The organism is Mesorhizobium sp. M0060 (assembly GCF_040323155.1).
Taxonomy (GTDB): domain Bacteria; phylum Pseudomonadota; class Alphaproteobacteria; order Rhizobiales; family Rhizobiaceae; genus Mesorhizobium.
This window is the reverse complement of sequence record NZ_JAMYUP010000024.1, coordinates 1-16,247: the sequence shown is the minus strand read 5'-3', so window position 1 is coordinate 16,247 and position 16,247 is coordinate 1. Positions and strand designations below refer to the sequence as shown.

Sequence of the window (16,247 nt, the reverse complement as noted above, 5' to 3'; positions counted from 1 at the left end):
TTTGGCGATCCGCGGCACGCCGCGGATCGGGTGTTCTCTTGCTCGCCGGCGAGGCCGTAAGGTGCGGTTCGTCCCCTTGCCGATTGGGGCGGGGCTGATGGCCGGCACTTGCGAGTTTGACATGATGCAATGCGGGTGTTACAGGTAAGTAACATCTCTAACGTTACAGACCGGTAACACCCTAGTCAAGAGGTGTACCGAGGGAATTTCGGGAAACGCAAGCACGGAGGTTTTGATGACAGACGGTATTGTGGAGCGTGTTCGCCCCCGAGACAGGATCCTGGAGACGGCACGGGACATGTTTCACAAGCATGGCATTCGCGGCGTCGGCATCGACGCCATCACCGAGGCCGCCGGCACCAACAAGATGACGCTCTACCGGCATTTCGAGTCCAAGGACGACCTGATCATCGAATGTCTGCGGGCGACGGCCTGCAGCGCTAATGCGATGTGGGAAAAGTTCGAGGCCGAGCATCCGGGTGACAAACTGGCGCAACTGCATGCCTGGGTCCGGATGGCAGCCGATTGCCTGATGTCAGATCGTCGCGGTTGCGACATGGCCAACGCCGCCATCGAGTTGAGCGAGACCGATCATCCGGCAAGGCAAGTGATCAAGGAACTCAAGGAGGCGCAGCGCGAGCGTCTGGTCTTCTTGTGTCGCGATGCCGGCATCGGCCAAGCCGAACTTCTCGCCGATACGCTGTCGCTTCTGCTCGAGGGCGCCCGCGTCAGCCTGCAAAGTGTCGGCTCCGAGGGCCCGAGCGCGCAGTTCGTGCGCATGGCGGAAGGCCTGATCACGTCCTTCAGGGCCAGATAGACTCGCAAGCGGCGAAACGATCGATGGCTCGTTCGTTGCACGCCGCGCCGCCGCGTGCTCTTTTGTTCCGTTCGGGTGTGCCGTCATCACGCTCCTCCGTTGCCGGTCTGTCGCCGCACCATTCCCTGCGCGACGTGTTGCTTGTTGGTTGTCAGGCAGGATAGGGCCGATAGCGAATTGCTGAGGGTGACAAGTGTGACAGGATTCCGACGGATTCGCTGATCGCGGCTGCAGCATGCCCGGACACAGGCCGGTGGCGATCGCCGATAGTCATCGGACGCGGATTGACAATCGTGTTCGGTGATTAGTCATGACCCCAGCCTTTGCCCAATACCAGGAGCCGGAACGAAAAAGCCCGCTGCCGGGAGGAGGTGGCAGCGGGCTTGATTTTCGAATGCGGTGCGGGAGGAGGTGCACCGAATTCAACGTCGGCATCGCATCTGGGAGGAGTAGATGGCCGACGCTTATGAAGGTACTGGCTGCCCAATGATTCGGCAACCACAAAAGTTGCATAGCTGATGTGCAGATTTGCGGTATCAACCGAATTTTAACGATCGAGGCCGAGCGAACATAGCCCTCGCGCGGCATCACTGCACCGGGACATTTTCCTTGAAGATCAGGCGCGGCTCGATGAATTTCCGCGTCAGATAGGGCGCCGACGAGGCGATCGAGCCGAGCAGGCGAATGACCGACTGTTCGGCGATCAGCCGCGCATTCTGGTCGATGACGACGTCGAGCAGATCGTCGACGAGATAGCCGCGCGTTTCGCGCGTCAGATCATGGCAGATGAACACCGGCTTCTTCTGCGGCTTGGCTTCGAGCAACGCTTTCGCCACGCCCGAGCGCCCGGCGCCGATACAATAGATGCCGAGCAGCTCCGGCTCGTTGTGCAGCGCCTTCATGGTCGCGGTATAACTGACTTCCGGCTCATCATTGATCTCGACGGCGCTGGTGACGGTCAGATTGGGGAACTCTTCGCCAAGCACGGAGCGAAAGCCCATCTCGCGTTCCTCATGGCCGCGATAGGAACGTGAGCCGACCACCATTGCCAGATGGCCCTGGCGACCGCCAAGGAACCGTCCCATCAGCAGCGCCGCGGTGCGGCCGGCCACCCGGTTGTCGATGCCGACATAGGCCGAGCGGGGCGCGCCCGGAACGTCGGACACCAGCGTGACCAGGCGGATGCCGGCCTCGACGATCTCGCGCAAGATGTTGCGCGTTCTCGGATGATCGATGGCGATGACGCCGACACCGTTCGCCTTGAGCGAGAGGTTTTCGACAGCCGCCTGCAAGGCGCTCGGCGAGATGCCGGTGAGCTTGTGGATGCGGCAGGAGGCGACCAGCGGCAGGCGCGCCGCATAATCCTCGATGTGCCTGGCCAGATCGGCCATGAAGGCGTTGCTGCCGATCGGCAGGAAGAATTCGAGATGCGCCGGCCGCGAGGGCAACGCGACCTGGTCGACGACCGGTAGATAACCGAGTTGCTTGGCCGCCTCCATCACGCGCTGCCGGTTGGCGGCACTCGCCCCCGGCCGGTTGTTGAGCACGCGGTCGACCGTCGCGGTCGACAGGCCGCAGCTCCTGGCAATATCCGAAACGGTGGCTTTCATGTCGCAACCATATGGCGATGCGATCCAGTGCCTCGACGGTCAGCCGGCCCCGGCTGCTCAGCCGGGCCGTTGTGTGCCCTCGACCAGCGCGTCATGGATCTCCTTGTCCGACATGCCGGTGATGACGCGTTCGACTTCGGCGACGCTGGTCTTCTTCGGGTCGATGTCGTCGGCGACCACCTTGCCGCGGCGCATAACCACGATGCGGTCGACCACCTGAAAGACATGATGGATGTTGTGGGCGATGAAGATGCAGGAATGGCCGGAATCGCGGGCACTGCGCACGAAGCTCAGCACGCCTTGCGTTTCGGCAACGCCGAGATTGTTGGTCGGCTCGTCGAGGATGATGAGATCGCTGTCGAAATGCATGGCCCGTGCAATCGCCACCGCCTGCCGCTCGCCGCCGGAGAGCGAGCCAATCGGCGTCGTCGGCGGTATGTTCTTCGAGATGCCGACCTGCTTGAGCAGGTCGCGGGCAACCACGTTCATCGCCTCCTGGTCCATGCGGTTGAGGAAACGCGGCGGTCTGATCGGCTCGCGTCCGAGAAACAGGTTGCGGGCGATCGACAGCTGCGTCACCAGCGCCGAGTCCTGGTAGATCGTCTCGATGCCATGGGCGATGGCGTCGCTGGTGCTGCGCAGATTCACCTTCTTGCCGCGGATGAAGATGTCGCCGCTGGTCAGCGGAACCGCACCCGACAACACCTTGATCAGCGTCGATTTGCCGGCGCCGTTGTCACCGAGCAGGCCGACGATCTCCCTTTCGTTGACATGGAAATTGGCATCCACCAGCGCCTGCACGCGGCCATAGGACTTGCGGATGTTTGTCATGCGGATCAGTGGCTCGACCATCGTCTCAAGTCCCTGCCTGATGCCGGCGTTCCAGCCATGAGTGGAGCGCCATCATGCCGAGGATGATGGCGCCGATGAAGATGTTGTAGGCAAGGCCCGGCACGCCGATCAGCACGATGCCGTTGCGCATGACGCGCAGGATCAGGATGCCGAGCACCGTGCCGATGATGGTGCCGCGCCCGCCGGTCAGCGCCGTACCGCCGATCACCACCATGGCGATGACTTCGAGCTCGTAGCCGGTGCCGCTGTTGGGGTTGGCCGCCGAGGTACGCAGCGAGCTGATGACGCCGGCAAGCGAGGCCAGGATCGACGACAGGATGAACAAGCCGATCTTGACGCCGCTGACATTGACGCCGCGGGCCCTTGCAGCACTTGGGTTGCCGCCGGCCGCCTGGATCCAGTTGCCGGTCCGGCTCTGCGTCAGCACGTAGCCGAGCGCGATTGCCGCCGCGATAAACCAGAACAGCGACATATAGATACGGAACGGCCCGATGAAGAAATCGCCGACCAGCGCTTCCGCAAGCCAGCTGCCCTCGGCGCTCCAGGTCCGCTGCGGAAACCCGTTGGTGACGAACAAAGCGGTGCCGCGCACCACCAGCAGCATGCCAAGCGTCACCAGGAAGGACGGGATCTTGAGCTGCGTCACGAACCAGCCATTGACCAGGCCGATGAAGGCGGCGACCACCAGCGCAACGACGAAGCCTGCTTCAAGCGAGGTGACGCCGCTGTTGAACAACGTCCACATCAGGACCGGCGAGAAGCCGAACACCGAGCCGACCGAGAGGTCGAATTCGCCAGACGTCATCAGCAGTGTCATCGCCAGCGCGATCAGCCCGAGCTCGACCGTGAAGGCCAGCGTGTTTGAGATGTTCTGCGGCGACAGGAAGTCGTGATTGATGCCCCAGAACACGGCGATCTCGACGACAAGCAGCACGAACGGCCCGAACTCGGGCCGCGCGATCGAGCGTTGGATAAGGGAATGATTTTCCACCTTGGACCCGCGATAGGATTGGAACTGGCCGAGACCGCAGCCGGATTCGGCGGAATAATGAGGCAGTCACGGCCGCCGGAGCGGCCGTGACCAACTCGATCGCGGATTTATTTGCCGGACAGGATCTTGTCGTAGACTGCCGCGGTGTCCTTCTCGTAAAGCGCGCCGGTGATCACGTCGAAGCCGGGCGGAATACCGCTCGCCGCCATGTTGGCGAGCGAGAGCGCGACATAGCTGGTCGCCTGAGGATCCTGCCACTGCCCGGCATTGACGTAGCCGTTCAGCACTTCCTGGGTGGTGTCGAGCGAGTTGCCCCAGCCGACAACCGGGATTTCGCCCGGCTTGACGCCGACCTGGTCGAACACCCGCTTGATCGAACCGGTGACAAGGTCGCCAAGACCGATGACTGCCTTGACCTTGGCCCTGTTGGCGGTGAGGTAATCGACCATACGGTTGATCACTTCGGCCTGATCGAGCGTCGCTTCGGTGATTTCATAGGTGATGCCGAGCGGCTCGAACACACTCTTGATGCCTTCCTCTTCCTGGACGCCATAGGTGGCGCCGGGAATTTCAACCGGCATCCAGACGAAGTCGCCCTTCTTCACCAGGCCCTTGTCGACCAGGTACTGCGCCCAATGCTTGCCGAAGGTGACGTTGTCGCCGCCGACATAGGCGTTGAAGTCCGCCTTCGGGTCGGGCGTGTTGAAGTTGATGATCGGGATGTTCGCCGCCCGCGCTTCCTTGACGATCTCGACAAGGCTGCCCGGATCGGGGCTGGTCGTGGTGATGCCGTCGGCCTTGGCGGCGATTGCGGCGCGAACAGCCTCCTGTTGAGACGCCACGTCGCCATTGTGGAACGAGGTGTTGACGGTATTGCCGGTGTCCGTCGCCCATTGCTTGGCGCCGGCAAGGAAGTAGGTCCAGACCGGATCGGCCGGGCCGCCATGCGAAATCCAGTAAAACGTCTTGGCCTGTGCCGCGGCCGGAATGGCCAGCGCCACGATCAAGCCAAGTACAAGCAGTCTTAGCCTCGTCAGCATTTGATTTCCTCCCATTTGAACCGAACTCCTCCTCCGACGACGATCACGGCCAAAAACCGTGATCGCATTTTGCCAGCGTCGACCTGGGTGCATCAGAGCATCCCCTTTTTCGATTGATGGCAAGCCTCATCTGCAAGTGGTAGTTGGCGCAAACCAAGGCGCCATCAGCTCTTCCATCAGATTGCATCAGTTCGCGTGATATTTTCCAGGCAGGCGCCTGCCGGACAGCGGGAGCTTAGATCAGGTCGGCTCTGGCGAGGGCCCGCATCAGATGGCTTGCGCCATAGGTCCAGTGCGGGCAGTCGGGCGACAGCCGCACGCGGTTGACCAGGGCGCCGAACTTCTCCGACGAGATGGTGACGATGTCGCCGACCTTGTGGGTAAAGCCCTTGCCTTTTTCCCCGCGATCTTTCGACGGCACGAACATGGTGCCGAGATAGAGCGCCAGCCCGTCGGGATATTGATGGTGCGGCCCCATTGCGGCGGCGACCAACTCTTCCGGCGAGCGGCTGATCTCGGCCATCGAACTGGCGCCCTCCAGCGAAAATCCGTCCTCGCCCTCGACCTTCAGGCGCACGATCGCCTGCTTCACGTCGCCGATGGAAAAAGTCTCGTCAAACAGCCGGACGAAGGGGCCAAGTGCTGCCGAAGCGTTGTTGTCCTTGGCTTTTCCGAGCAGGAGCGCCGAGCGCCCCTCGACGTCGCGCAGATTGACGTCGTTGCCGAGCGTAGCGCCGACAATCCTGCCGCTGCTGGCGGCAATTACGGCAATCTCCGGCTCCGGGTTGTTCCATGTCGAAACCGGATGCAGGCCGACATCGGCGCCGAAGCCGACCGAGGCCATCGGCTGGCATTTGGTGAAGATCTCGGCATCGGGGCCGATGCCGACTTCCAGATATTGCGACCAGGCACCGCGAGCGATCAGCTTGGCCTTGATCTCCATCGCTTCTGGCGAGCCGGGCTTGAGCTTCGACAGATCGTGGCCGATCAGCCCGGCAATGTCGGCGCGAATGGCGTCGGCCTTTTCCGCCGAGCCGCGCGCCTGCTCCTCGATGACGCGCTCGAGCAGGCTGACGACGAAGGTGACGCCAGACGCCTTGATCGCCTGCAGGTCGACCGGGGAAAGCAGGTATGGTTTTTGTGGATCGCGCGCGGTCTCGAAACTGTTGACGGCAATGGCATCGAGCGGGCCGATCGGCCGCCCCTTGGCCGAGCGGACATGCCCTGCCGGATCCGGCAATTCGCAAACGTCGCGTATAGTCGGTGCCACAGGTGACGTAATGTCGAAGACAGTGCCGTCACGCACCGTGACCACCAGCGGGTGGGGAGCATCGCTCGTCATGGCACGGCCAAGGAAGAGGCCTTCGGATGGCAAGTGTGTGGCGTTCGTCATGGCTTACGGTTCCTGTTGTCTCGGTCCGGGTGTCGCGGTCGTTGCGGCCGATGAACGGCCGCAAAATAGGCTTGTCGTTCGACGGCGGCACTTTCACCAAATTCCCGCCAAAGGTCTATCCCGCTTCCAGGGCGAGCTTTGTCAATTCTTTCAAGCGGTCTTTGCATCGCTGGACCTTGATCGAGCCTGACGTGCGCCAATGGCGACGGAAAACGCTCTTTCAAAATAATGAAACCGTCGCTAGGGTTTTCACCGACTAAGATCCCTAGGTGACGCTTGCCCTTACGGTTTTCCGATCCAATCTGGCAGAAGTCGCGGACAGCCACCGCGTTCCAGTCGCTTTTTCCAGCCGGCCGACGCGCCGATGTCGTTATCGTCGGCGGCGGCATCATGGGGCTGTCGACAGCCGTGCACGCCGCCCGGCTCGGCCTTGCCGTCCAGGTGCTGGACGCCGGCGAAATTGGCAATGGCGCATCCGGCCTGAACGGCGGCCAGGTCATTCCCGGCCTGAAATACGATCCGGACTGGCTGCTGGAGCATTTTGGTCTCGAACGCGGCGAGGCGCTCGTCAACTTTGCCGCCTCGACCGCGAATGCCGTCTTCGAATTGATCCGCGATGAAAAACTGGCGGTGCCGTTCGTCCGCAACGGCTGGATTCAGGCCGCGCATACCGAGACCGCGTTGAAAGCGGCGGCGAACCGGGACCGGCAGTGGCGGGCGCGGGGCGCCGATGTCCGGTTGCTGAGCGCGACCGAGATTGCGACGATGACCGGCGCGCAAGGCTATCTCGGCGGCTGGCTCGACCGTCGCGCCGGTGTCATCGACCCGCTCGCCTATACGTCGGAGCTGGCGCGCATCGCTGCAGCGGCGGGTGTGAAGATCGCCGAGCGCCAGAACGTGATGCAGATCAGCAAAGATGCCGGCATTTGGCACGTTTCGACGAAAAGCGGCGCCGAACTCAAGGCCAAGGCGGTCGTCCTGGCGACCAACGCCTATACCGGCGGCCTGCTCCCCGGCCTCGCTGAGACCATCGTCCCGTTGCATTCCTTCCAGATCGCGACGGCGCCGCTGTCGTCCAATCTCGCGGCGGCGATCCTGCCGGAGGGGCAGGCGGTGTCGGATTCGCGCCGCATCCTCGTCTATTACCGCAAGAGTGCCGACGGCCGGCTGGTGCTCGGCGGGCGCGGCCGCATGGCGCTGCCGAACGGCCCGGCCGACTGGGCGCATCTCGAACGCGCACTGCTGCGGCTTTATCCGGCGCTGTCCGATGTTGCTATCGAAAAGCGCTGGTTTGGCCGGGTGGCAATGACACCCGACCATCTCCCTCACATCCACGAGCCCGAGAAGGGCCTGCTGGCGGTGGTCGGCTGCCAAGGCCGCGGCATCGGCCTGATGACCGCGCTTGGTGAGCGCATCGCCTCCTATCTGTCGAGCGGCGACATCAGGCAATTGCCGTTCCCGGTCTCGCCGATCCGGCCGATCCCGTTTCACGCCTTTCGACAGGTCGGCGTTGCCGCGACCATCGCCTGGTACCAAATGCTCGACGCGTTCGAACGCTGATTTCATACCCGAACGTGAAACAGCTTGACAGTTTCACGGATATGAAAAAGGCTTAGTCGATTTCAAATTCCGTGGGCAGTCGATGTCGACCATCGCCGTAACGCAGCCTCTGCCGGAAACCCGATCTTCGCCGGGGTTCCGTTTCGCCATGCTGCTGCCCGGCGGGCTGGTCACCTTTCTGCTGATCCTTTTCGCCCTTGGCCTGGTGTTCTTCCTCGCCTTTCGCGGCAATGACGGCTCGCTGCTCGGCGCTGGTTTCACCCTTGCGAATTTCGTCACTGTGGCCACCGATCCGCTGTACTGGACGGTGACGCTGCGCTCGCTGTGCATTGCCGGCCTGGTGACGCTGGCAACGGTCGTCACAGCCTATCCCGTCGCCTACTACCTTGCCTTCCATGCCGGGCGGCGGCGCGGGCTGCTGTTGTTTCTGCTGACCCTGCCGTTCTGGACCAGCTATCTCCTGCGTGTCTTCGCTTGGAAGATCGTGCTGGCTTATAATGGCGTACTGAACTCGGCGCTGATCGAAAGCGGCATCTGGTCGGAGCCGACATTGGCCTTCCTCAACACGCCGGCAGCGGTCGTCGTCACGCTTGCCCACGCCTATGCGCCGTTCGCCATCCTGCCTATCTACGTGGCACTGGAGACGATCCCGAAATCGCTGCTCGAAGCCGCTTCCGATCTCGGCGCCAGGCCGTTCACCAGCTTCCGCCGCGTCGTGCTGCCTAACTCGATGCCGGGCGTGCTGGCGGCTGCCCTCGTCGTCTTCGTGCCGACGGTCGGCGACTACGTGACGCCGGCGCTGGTCGGCGGCCCGGCAAGCACGATGATCGGTACGCTGATCCAGGCCGAGTTCGGCAAAGCCAATGACTGGCCGTTCGGCGCGGCACTCGCCGTCGCCGTCATGCTGGTCATCCTCGCCTTGGTGCTGGTCGTGCGCTTCGCCGACCGCAGATACGGCAGCCGCACATGAACACGGCGCGTATCGATGCAAAGCAGGGCGGCGGCTGGCTCGGCGCCTATGTCCTTGCCTATCTGGTGTTCCTGTATCTGCCGATATTGCTGATCCCGCTGTTTTCTTTCAACAATTCGATCCAGGCGGCATTTCCGCTGCAAGGCTTCACGCTTGAATGGTACGGCACGCTTTACGGCAATTCGGCGCTGTCCGGCGCGCTTGCCACCAGCCTCGTCATTGGCGCAGTTGCCGCCACCGGCGCAACGCTGTGCGGCATCACCGTGTCCTACATGGATCTCTATGGCCGCTCGCCGCTGGCCGCCACGATCAGTGCCATTGCCCGGCTGCCGATCCTGATCCCCGGTGTTATCGTCGGCATCTCGCTGCTGATCCTGGTCAACCTCATTGGCTTCGGGCCGTCACGCATTGCCATCGTGCTTGGTCACATATTGGTCGCGCTGCCGACGACGGTGGTGATCATGCGCAGCCGCTTCGCCGCCATCCCGAAGACCATCCGCGAGGCAGCACTCGACCTCGGCGCCTCCGACTGGACGACATTCAGGCGGGTGATGCTGCCGCTCAGCCTGCCCGCCATCGTTTCAGCATTCATGCTGGCCTTCCTGACCTCGTTCGACGAGTTCATCGTCGCCTTCTTCCTCGCCGGGAGCGAGCCGACGCTGCCGCTCTATATCTGGAGCCAGCTGCGCTTCCCGAAATCGCTGCCGACCGTCATGGCGCTGGGCACGGCAATCCTGGCCGTGTCCTTCGTCATCGCCGCACTTGCCGAAATCCTGCGCCATCGCGGGCTTGCTGCCGCTCAGCGGCCAGCCCCTGCTAACCTGTCAAAACCAGAAGAAACCGAAAGAGGAGAACTGCAATGGCATTCGACCTGAAATCGATGACTGCAAAGACAGCGCAAACCGGACTGGCCGCCTTCGCGCTGGCGCTTGCGTCGACCGCCGCATTTGCCGGCGACAAGCTGCAATATTTCACCTGGTCGGGCTACGAACTGCCCGACTTCAACAAGAGCTTCCTCGCCGCGCACCCTGATGGTGTGGAAGCCTCGATGTTCGGCGACGACGATGATGCCTTCACCAAGGTCAAGGCTGGCTTCCGCCCCGATGTCGCGCATCCCTGCTACGACAAGGTGGCGCGCTGGAACAAGGAAGGCCTGCTGCAGCCGATCGACACCAAGCGCATCAAGAACTGGGATTCGATCTTCCCCGTCTTCAAGAACCTGCCCGACCTGCAGGCTGGCGACGGCAAGGTCTGGATGGTGCCGTGGGACTGGGGCAACACCTCGATCCTCTATCGCGCCGATCTGGTGAAAAATCCGGAAGCCAGCTGGAACCTGCTTTGGGACAAGCAATATGCCGGCCGCATGGCGACCATCGATGCCGTGCACGATACACCGGTGGTGGCGGCCCTTCTTGCCGGCGTCAATCCGTTCGACATGACGGCGGAGCAGATGGACAAGGTTGCGGAAAAACTGCGCGAGCAGCGCCCGCTGCTCTCGAACTACACCACCGACATGACCTCGGTCGAACAGGCGCTGGCGAGTGGGCAGTTGGTCGCCGCCATGACCTGGAACGCCTCGGCCACCTCGCTGAAGAAGCAGGGCGTGCCTGTCGAGTTCATGAAGCCCAAGGAAGGCATGCTGACCTGGGCTTGCGGCTTCGTCATGCTCAAGGACGCCAAGAACGTCGATCTTGCCTATGATTTCATCAACAGCCGGCTGGAAACGGACTCGGGCAAATACCTGATCCAGGCCTACGGCTATGGCAGCTCGACCAGCTCGGCTTTCGCCGCCGTGCCGAAGGAGGAGCTGGAGAAACTGCAGCTGCCGTCCGACCCGGAAGTGATGCTGAAGACCACCGTCTTCACCGGGCCGATGAAACAGAATGACGAACTCGCCAAGATGTTCGAGAAGGTCAAGGCGGGCGGCTGAACCTGGTCTTCCCTTCTCCCCTTGTGGGAGAAGGTGGATTGGCGCGCAGCGCCAAGACGGTTGAGGGGTGTTGGAAGGAATGAGGCGTTGTTGTTTTCTGGAACACCCCTCATCCGACCGAGCTTCGCTCGGCCACCTTCTCCCACAAGGGGAGAAGGGAAGACCGCGCGGCGCCGGCCAAAAATACTGTAACGAGGTCGAACGGATGGACATGCTGGACGAAGCGGCTGAGAAGCCGAAGGACGACGCCGACGTCAGGGTCGGCCGGCGGGTGCGGGCGCTCAGGCTGGAGCGCAATCTCTCGCTGGCCGAACTTGCCGCCAAAGCCGGCGTCTCGATCGGTGCGCTGAGCCAGATCGAGCGCGGCATGTCGTCATTGCGGGTACGAGTGATCTGGCCGCTCGCCGCCGCGCTCGACATCGAGCCGTCGGCGCTGATTGCCGACGGTAACGATGCCGGCAACGATCTCTATTGCGTGCGCGCCAACAGCCGGCGGCAGATCCCGGTCAAGTCGGAAGGCATTGCCAAGGCACTGCTGTCGCCGCCGGCCGCCACGCTCACCGGCATGTTGGTGACGGTGGAAGCCGGTGGCGGCACCGCCGAAGCCTATGCTCATGCCGGCCACGAATTCGGTTTCGTCCTGTCGGGCGAGGTCGAGCTCGTGGTCGATTCAACCACCTATGGGCTGAAGGCCGGCGACAGCTTCGCCTTCAAGAGCACCTTGCTGCACGCCTTCCGCAATCCGGGCAGCGAGCGCTGCCAGATCCTGTGGGTCAACACGACCAAGCCGTCCGAGGTTCGCGATGGCGCCTGATCCTCTCGTCCGGCTGGACAAGGTCTCCAAGATATTCCTCGGCGGCATCGTCGGGCTCGAGTCTGTCGATCTCGACATTGCCCGCGGCGAGTTCCTGACCTTGCTCGGGCCGTCCGGCTGCGGCAAGACCACCAGCCTGCGGGTCATCGCCGGCTTCGAAAGCCCGTCGAGTGGCAGGGTTCTGCTCGAAGGCGGCGATATCACGGCACTCAGGCCTTTCGACCGTCCCGTCAACACCGTATTCCAGGATTACGCGCTGTTCCCGCACATGAACGTCGCCGAAAATGTCGGCTTCGGCCTGTCGCTGCGCAAGCTTTCCAGGGCAGAACAGGCAAAGCGCGTCGGCGAAGCGCTCGACATGGTCGGCCTTGCTGACAAGCTCGGCGCCCGCGTGTCGGAATTGTCGGGCGGCCAGCGCCAGCGCGTCGCGCTTGCCCGCGCCATCGTCTGCGAACCGCGCGTGCTGCTGCTCGACGAGCCGCTGTCGGCGCTCGACGCGCATCTGCGCGAACAGATGCAAGTCGAATTGAAGCGGCTGCAGTCGCAGCTCGGCACCACTTTTATCATGGTCACCCACGACCAGACCGAAGCGCTGTCGATCTCAGACCGCATCGTCGTCATGAACAAGGGCCGCATCGAGCAGATTGCGCCGCCGGCGACTCTTTACGATCGACCCGCCACCAAATTCGTTGCCAGCTTCATCGGTACCATGAACCTTCTGCAATCGCGCTTTGTCGGCCGTGATGGCGAGCGCTTGCGGTTCACCGCCGGCGCCCTGCCGCTGGAGGCCCTTTCGGAAACAGGCGAGTTGCCTGGCGAAGGCGCGGTGCGCACCATCGGCGTGCGTCCGGAGGATCTTTTGGCGGAGACCGAGGCCGCGGCCGGCACTGCACCGGTGCGGGTGAGCAGCATCGTCTTCCACGGCCGCACCTTGCGCCTGCATGCAGAGCTGGGGCAGGGGACACAGGTGGTGATCGACGCGCCGCGCCGGGCGGAGGGTTTTCAATTCAGCGTCGGCGACGTGGCGCATATCAGCCTGCGTCGTGGCGCCAACTGCCCTATGCTGCCCAGCTAGTCTGACTTTCAAACTTCCAGAAAACCGGAGCACGGCCCGTGAGCAATCATCTCAACTTCTTCATCGACGGCAAGTGGGTCGGTCCCGTGGTGGCGGCAACACTGGACGTGGTCGATCCGTCCACCGAAGAGGCCTACACGAAAATCTCGGTCGGTTCGAAAGCCGATGTCGACAAGGCCGTGGCGGCGGCCAAGGCGGCATTCCCAGCGTTCTCGCAGACCAGCAAGGCCGAGCGCCTGACGCTGCTGAAGCGCATCCTCGAAGTCTATAATGAGCGCTACGAGGATATCGCCCAGGCGGTCAGCCAGGAAATGGGCGCGCCGATCAGCTGGGCGCGCGAGGTGCAGGCCTGGGCGGGCAGGGCGCATATGGAAGCCACCATCAAGGCGCTGGAGGATTACGAATTCAGTGAGAAGCGCCGCGGCACCATGGTGGTCAAGGAACCGGTCGGCGTTTGCGCGCTGATCACACCGTGGAACTGGCCGCTCAACCAGATCGTCTGCAAGGTGGCGCCGGCGATCGCTGCCGGCTGTACCGTCGTGCTGAAGCCATCCGAGATCGCGCCTATCAGCGGCATCATCTTTTCAGAGGTTATGGAGGCTGCCGGCACGCCGAAGGGCGTTTACAACATGGTCAACGGCACCGGTCCCGATGTCGGCCAGGTCATGGCCGGCCATCCCGATGTCGACATGGTCTCGTTCACCGGTTCGACCCGGGCCGGCATCATCGTCGCCAAGACGGCGGCCGAGACTGTCAAGCGCGTTGCGCAGGAGCTCGGCGGCAAGTCAGCCAACATCCTGCTCCCCGACGCCGATTTCGAAGCGGCCGTGCTCCAGGGCGTCAACGCCTGCTTCGGCAATAGCGGCCAGTCCTGCGACGCGCCGACGCGCATGCTGGTGCCGGCCGCCCGTCACGACGAGGCGCTGACCATTGCCAAAAAGGCCGCTGAAGCGCACAAGGTCGGCGACCCGCGCTCGGAAGAGACCAGGCTCGGGCCGGTGGTCAGCAACATCCAGTTCGACAAGATCCAGCGGCTGATCGAGGCCGGCATCGCCGAGGGCGCTACGCTGGTCACCGGCGGCCCGGGCAGGCCGGAGCACCTCAATCGTGGCTACTATGTCAGGCCGACCGTCTTCGGCCACGTGACGCCCGGCATGACGATCGAAAAGGAGGAGATCTTCGGTCCGGTGCTGTCGGTCATCTCCTATGACGACGATGATGATGCGGTGAAGATCGCCAACGACACCGTCTACGGGCTGGCAGCCTACGTGCAGTCCCGGGATATCGACCATGCCCGGAAGATTGCCGGCCGGCTGCGCGCCGGACAGGTGTCGATCAACTATCCCGAATGGGACACGTTCGCGCCTTTCGGCGGCTACAAGCAGTCCGGCAACGGCCGCGAATATGCCGACTGGGCGATCCACGATTTCCTCGAGATCAAGGGCATCATCGGCTACGGCGCCTGAACCTTCGATATCCGGCAAGCTACCAACCGAAATGTGGTTGCGAGCGTTGGTGCTCCAGCACCAGCGCTCGCATCATTTCTGTTCGGCTGGGACGCTGGCAGCTGAACGGCCACGACGATTCCGTGGCCGCAATGTGAGCGCGAAGCAGGACCTCCTCAGATCGTCTTGACGTAGCCCGCCAGCTGATCCGCCACCGTGCCCCAGCCGTCGTAGAAGCCCATCTCCTCGTGGCTGTTGCGCGTGGCTTCGTCGCGGTGGATGGCGGTCGCCGTGTAGCGCGTCACCTTGCCCTCCGATTGCAGCGAGATGACCGCCGTGATGAAGGGGTCGCCTGACGGCCGGTAGCCGGGCAGCAGCGCGTCGGTCCAAACCAGCCGCTCGTTCGGGACGATCTCGAGGTAGCAGCAACGGCGGTCGTTGACCTCCTTGCCGTCCGGCGACTGCATGCGGGTCCGGAACAGACCGCCGGGCCGCAGGTCGATTTCGCAATCGGTGATGATCCACGGCTTCGGCGTGAACCATTGGCGGACATGCTCGGGCTTCGTCAGGGCCGTCCACAGCAGTTCTGGCGGCGCCTCGATCGTCCGTTCGAGCACGAGGTCGAGCTTCGGATTTAGCTGGAACAGCGGGACCATATTCATTTGTCTTTCTCCTTGAGTTTCAGGACGTAGTCGTCGAACTGATCTAGGCGGCGCTCCCACAGCGCACGCTGCTCCGCCAGCCAGTTTTCCGCGAGCTTCAGCGGCTCTGGCGCGAGCCGGTAGGTCCTGACGCGGCCGGCCTTCTCCGAACGCACCAGCCCGCAGCCTTCCAGAACCCTGAGATGCTCGATAAAGGATGGCAGGGCCATTTCGAACGGCTGGGCAAGCTCGCTGACCGAGGCGGGGCTTCGGTTCAGCCGCTCGACTACGCGCCGCCGGGTCGGATCGGCGAGCGCCCGGAAAATGCCGTCGATCGGCGGGGGGCTTTCGGTCTGCAGGCTCGTCATGGTCATTTCCTTGCGTCGGCCATTCCGCATGGCCAAAGTTAACTCGGGAATCACTTAGGGAAATTCCTTACTATTGGCAAGCGCGAAAATCACGGATGCCCGGCGAGGCCGCTGGAAAAGTGAGAGGCGCGGTTTTAGGGTGCCGCTAGATTCGACCGATCCGAGGATCCGTTTTGACGATCACCATGTACGGCATTACCAATTGCGATACGGTCAAGAAGGCGCGTTCCTGGCTGGCGAGCCATGATGTTGCCTATCGCTTTCATGACTACAGGGTCGAAGGGCTGGATGCGGATCGGCTGAACGGCTGGTCAAGCAAGATCGGCTGGGAAATCCTGCTCAACAAGGCGAGCACGACATTCCGCGAATTGTCGGACGAGGACAGGCTGGGTCTGGATGAAAAGAAAGCCAAGGCGCTGATGCTGGCCAAACCAACGATGATAAAGCGGCCGGTGCTGGAGCTTGGCGATAGGATTCTCGTCGGCTTCAAGCCTGATGTTTATCAGCAGGCGGTGAGTGGGTTGAAGGCGTAGCGGGACGGCGAGGCTTCGCGGCTTCGTTCCAGCTTGGGTTCCTCGCCCCCACGAAAGTGGGGAGAGGTGGCTCGGCGAAGCCGAGACGGAGAGGGGGAGCACTCGACGAAAACCCCCTCTCCGGCCGCGTAGCGGCCACCACTACCCCCCATGGCGGAGGGCGAGGCAACCAAATAATGAGGGGTGTGTGGGGGGACCCACCACAGGC

General features: G+C 62.9%; 16 protein-coding genes. 9 read left to right on the top strand and 7 right to left on the bottom strand.

The features are described from left to right. Window positions 1-235 precede the first annotated feature (235 nt). Window positions 236-817, top strand: a complete 582-nt coding sequence (locus NKJ94_RS21805) for a TetR/AcrR family transcriptional regulator (RefSeq protein ID WP_352527692.1) — start codon at window positions 236-238, stop codon at window positions 815-817. A gap of 587 nt (window positions 818-1,404) precedes the next feature. Here NKJ94_RS21805 and NKJ94_RS21800 read toward each other — a convergent pair. The 5 genes from NKJ94_RS21800 to NKJ94_RS21780 form a co-directional block, all read right to left on the bottom strand. Continuing rightward, a complete protein-coding gene (locus tag NKJ94_RS21800; RefSeq protein WP_352527690.1) occupies window positions 1,405-2,427 on the bottom strand; it encodes a LacI family DNA-binding transcriptional regulator in 1,023 nt (340 codons plus the stop codon). A 57-nt stretch (window positions 2,428-2,484) separates the two neighbouring features. After that, window positions 2,485-3,279, bottom strand: a complete 795-nt coding sequence (locus tag NKJ94_RS21795; RefSeq protein WP_352527688.1) for an ATP-binding cassette domain-containing protein — start codon at window positions 3,277-3,279, stop codon at window positions 2,485-2,487. Window positions 3,280-3,283: 4 nt separating this feature from the next. Next, window positions 3,284-4,270 carry an ABC transporter permease gene (locus NKJ94_RS21790; protein ID WP_352527686.1) on the bottom strand — a complete coding sequence of 329 codons (987 nt, stop codon included), beginning with the start codon at window positions 4,268-4,270 and terminating at the stop codon, window positions 3,284-3,286. Window positions 4,271-4,377: 107 nt separating this feature from the next. Then, on the bottom strand, window positions 4,378-5,310 hold the full coding sequence (locus NKJ94_RS21785; RefSeq protein WP_352527684.1) for a substrate-binding domain-containing protein: 933 nt from the start codon (window positions 5,308-5,310) through the stop codon (window positions 4,378-4,380). Window positions 5,311-5,545: 235 nt separating this feature from the next. Then, on the bottom strand, window positions 5,546-6,703 hold the full coding sequence (locus NKJ94_RS21780; protein WP_352527682.1) for a fumarylacetoacetate hydrolase family protein: 1,158 nt from the start codon (window positions 6,701-6,703) through the stop codon (window positions 5,546-5,548). Window positions 6,704-6,979: 276 nt separating this feature from the next. Here NKJ94_RS21780 and NKJ94_RS21775 point away from each other — a divergent pair, with 276 nt between their 5' ends. The 7 genes from NKJ94_RS21775 to NKJ94_RS21745 all read left to right on the top strand — a co-directional run bounded on the left by NKJ94_RS21775 (window position 6,980) and on the right by NKJ94_RS21745 (window position 14,518). After that, window positions 6,980-8,263, top strand: a complete 1,284-nt coding sequence (locus tag NKJ94_RS21775; RefSeq protein ID WP_352527680.1) for an NAD(P)/FAD-dependent oxidoreductase — start codon at window positions 6,980-6,982, stop codon at window positions 8,261-8,263. An 82-nt stretch (window positions 8,264-8,345) separates the two neighbouring features. Beyond that, window positions 8,346-9,233: an ABC transporter permease gene (locus tag NKJ94_RS21770; protein WP_352527678.1), complete on the top strand. Its 888-nt coding sequence runs from the start codon at window positions 8,346-8,348 to the stop codon at window positions 9,231-9,233. Then, on the top strand, window positions 9,230-10,108 hold the full coding sequence (locus NKJ94_RS21765; RefSeq protein ID WP_352527676.1) for an ABC transporter permease: 879 nt from the start codon (window positions 9,230-9,232) through the stop codon (window positions 10,106-10,108). Before NKJ94_RS21770 ends, NKJ94_RS21765 begins: the two co-directional genes overlap by 4 nt. Then, a complete protein-coding gene (locus tag NKJ94_RS21760) occupies window positions 10,093-11,163 on the top strand; it encodes an ABC transporter substrate-binding protein (protein ID WP_352527674.1) in 1,071 nt (356 codons plus the stop codon). Before NKJ94_RS21765 ends, NKJ94_RS21760 begins: the two co-directional genes overlap by 16 nt. Before the next feature lie 205 nt (window positions 11,164-11,368). After that, entirely contained in the window at window positions 11,369-11,977 is a 609-nt protein-coding gene (locus NKJ94_RS21755; RefSeq protein ID WP_352527672.1) for a cupin domain-containing protein, read from the top strand. After that, on the top strand, window positions 11,967-13,052 hold the full coding sequence (locus NKJ94_RS21750) for an ABC transporter ATP-binding protein (RefSeq protein WP_352527670.1): 1,086 nt from the start codon (window positions 11,967-11,969) through the stop codon (window positions 13,050-13,052). The genes NKJ94_RS21755 and NKJ94_RS21750 overlap by 11 nt, the downstream gene beginning before the upstream one ends. A gap of 38 nt (window positions 13,053-13,090) precedes the next feature. Continuing rightward, window positions 13,091-14,518 (top strand): aldehyde dehydrogenase family protein, encoded by a 1,428-nt coding sequence (locus NKJ94_RS21745; protein WP_352527668.1) that lies wholly within the window; start codon window positions 13,091-13,093, stop codon window positions 14,516-14,518. Window positions 14,519-14,673: 155 nt separating this feature from the next. On the opposite strand, the gene NKJ94_RS21740 is transcribed toward NKJ94_RS21745, so the two are convergent. Both NKJ94_RS21740 and NKJ94_RS21735 read right to left on the bottom strand, forming a co-directional pair. Further along, window positions 14,674-15,159 carry an SRPBCC family protein gene (locus NKJ94_RS21740; protein WP_502896022.1) on the bottom strand — a complete coding sequence of 162 codons (486 nt, stop codon included), beginning with the start codon at window positions 15,157-15,159 and terminating at the stop codon, window positions 14,674-14,676. Further along, a complete protein-coding gene (locus NKJ94_RS21735; RefSeq protein WP_352527666.1) occupies window positions 15,156-15,506 on the bottom strand; it encodes an ArsR/SmtB family transcription factor in 351 nt (116 codons plus the stop codon). The genes NKJ94_RS21740 and NKJ94_RS21735 overlap by 4 nt, the downstream gene beginning before the upstream one ends. Window positions 15,507-15,679: 173 nt before the next feature. On the opposite strand from NKJ94_RS21735, the gene NKJ94_RS21730 reads away from it, so the two are divergent. After that, a complete protein-coding gene (locus tag NKJ94_RS21730; protein WP_352527664.1) occupies window positions 15,680-16,039 on the top strand; it encodes an ArsC family reductase in 360 nt (119 codons plus the stop codon). Window positions 16,040-16,247: the final 208 nt, after the last annotated feature.

Excerpts from the sequence above, each read along its gene's own strand:
- NKJ94_RS21780 (WP_352527682.1), bottom strand. The coding sequence starts at position 6,703 with ATGACGAACGCCACACACTTGCCATCCGAAGGCCTCTTCCTTGGCCGT.
- NKJ94_RS21735 (WP_352527666.1), bottom strand. The coding sequence starts at position 15,506 with ATGACGAGCCTGCAGACCGAAAGCCCCCCGCCGATCGACGGCATTTTC.
- NKJ94_RS21740 (WP_502896022.1), bottom strand. The coding sequence starts at position 15,159 with ATGAATATGGTCCCGCTGTTCCAGCTAAATCCGAAGCTCGACCTCGTG.
- NKJ94_RS21805 (WP_352527692.1), top strand. The coding sequence starts at position 236 with ATGACAGACGGTATTGTGGAGCGTGTTCGCCCCCGAGACAGGATCCTG.
- NKJ94_RS21770 (WP_352527678.1), top strand. The coding sequence starts at position 8,346 with ATGTCGACCATCGCCGTAACGCAGCCTCTGCCGGAAACCCGATCTTCG.
- NKJ94_RS21800 (WP_352527690.1), bottom strand. The coding sequence starts at position 2,427 with ATGAAAGCCACCGTTTCGGATATTGCCAGGAGCTGCGGCCTGTCGACC.
- NKJ94_RS21760 (WP_352527674.1), top strand. The coding sequence starts at position 10,093 with ATGGCATTCGACCTGAAATCGATGACTGCAAAGACAGCGCAAACCGGA.
- NKJ94_RS21750 (WP_352527670.1), top strand. The coding sequence starts at position 11,967 with ATGGCGCCTGATCCTCTCGTCCGGCTGGACAAGGTCTCCAAGATATTC.
- NKJ94_RS21755 (WP_352527672.1), top strand. The coding sequence starts at position 11,369 with ATGGACATGCTGGACGAAGCGGCTGAGAAGCCGAAGGACGACGCCGAC.
- NKJ94_RS21765 (WP_352527676.1), top strand. The coding sequence starts at position 9,230 with ATGAACACGGCGCGTATCGATGCAAAGCAGGGCGGCGGCTGGCTCGGC.
- NKJ94_RS21795 (WP_352527688.1), bottom strand. The coding sequence starts at position 3,279 with ATGGTCGAGCCACTGATCCGCATGACAAACATCCGCAAGTCCTATGGC.
- NKJ94_RS21785 (WP_352527684.1), bottom strand. The coding sequence starts at position 5,310 with ATGCTGACGAGGCTAAGACTGCTTGTACTTGGCTTGATCGTGGCGCTG.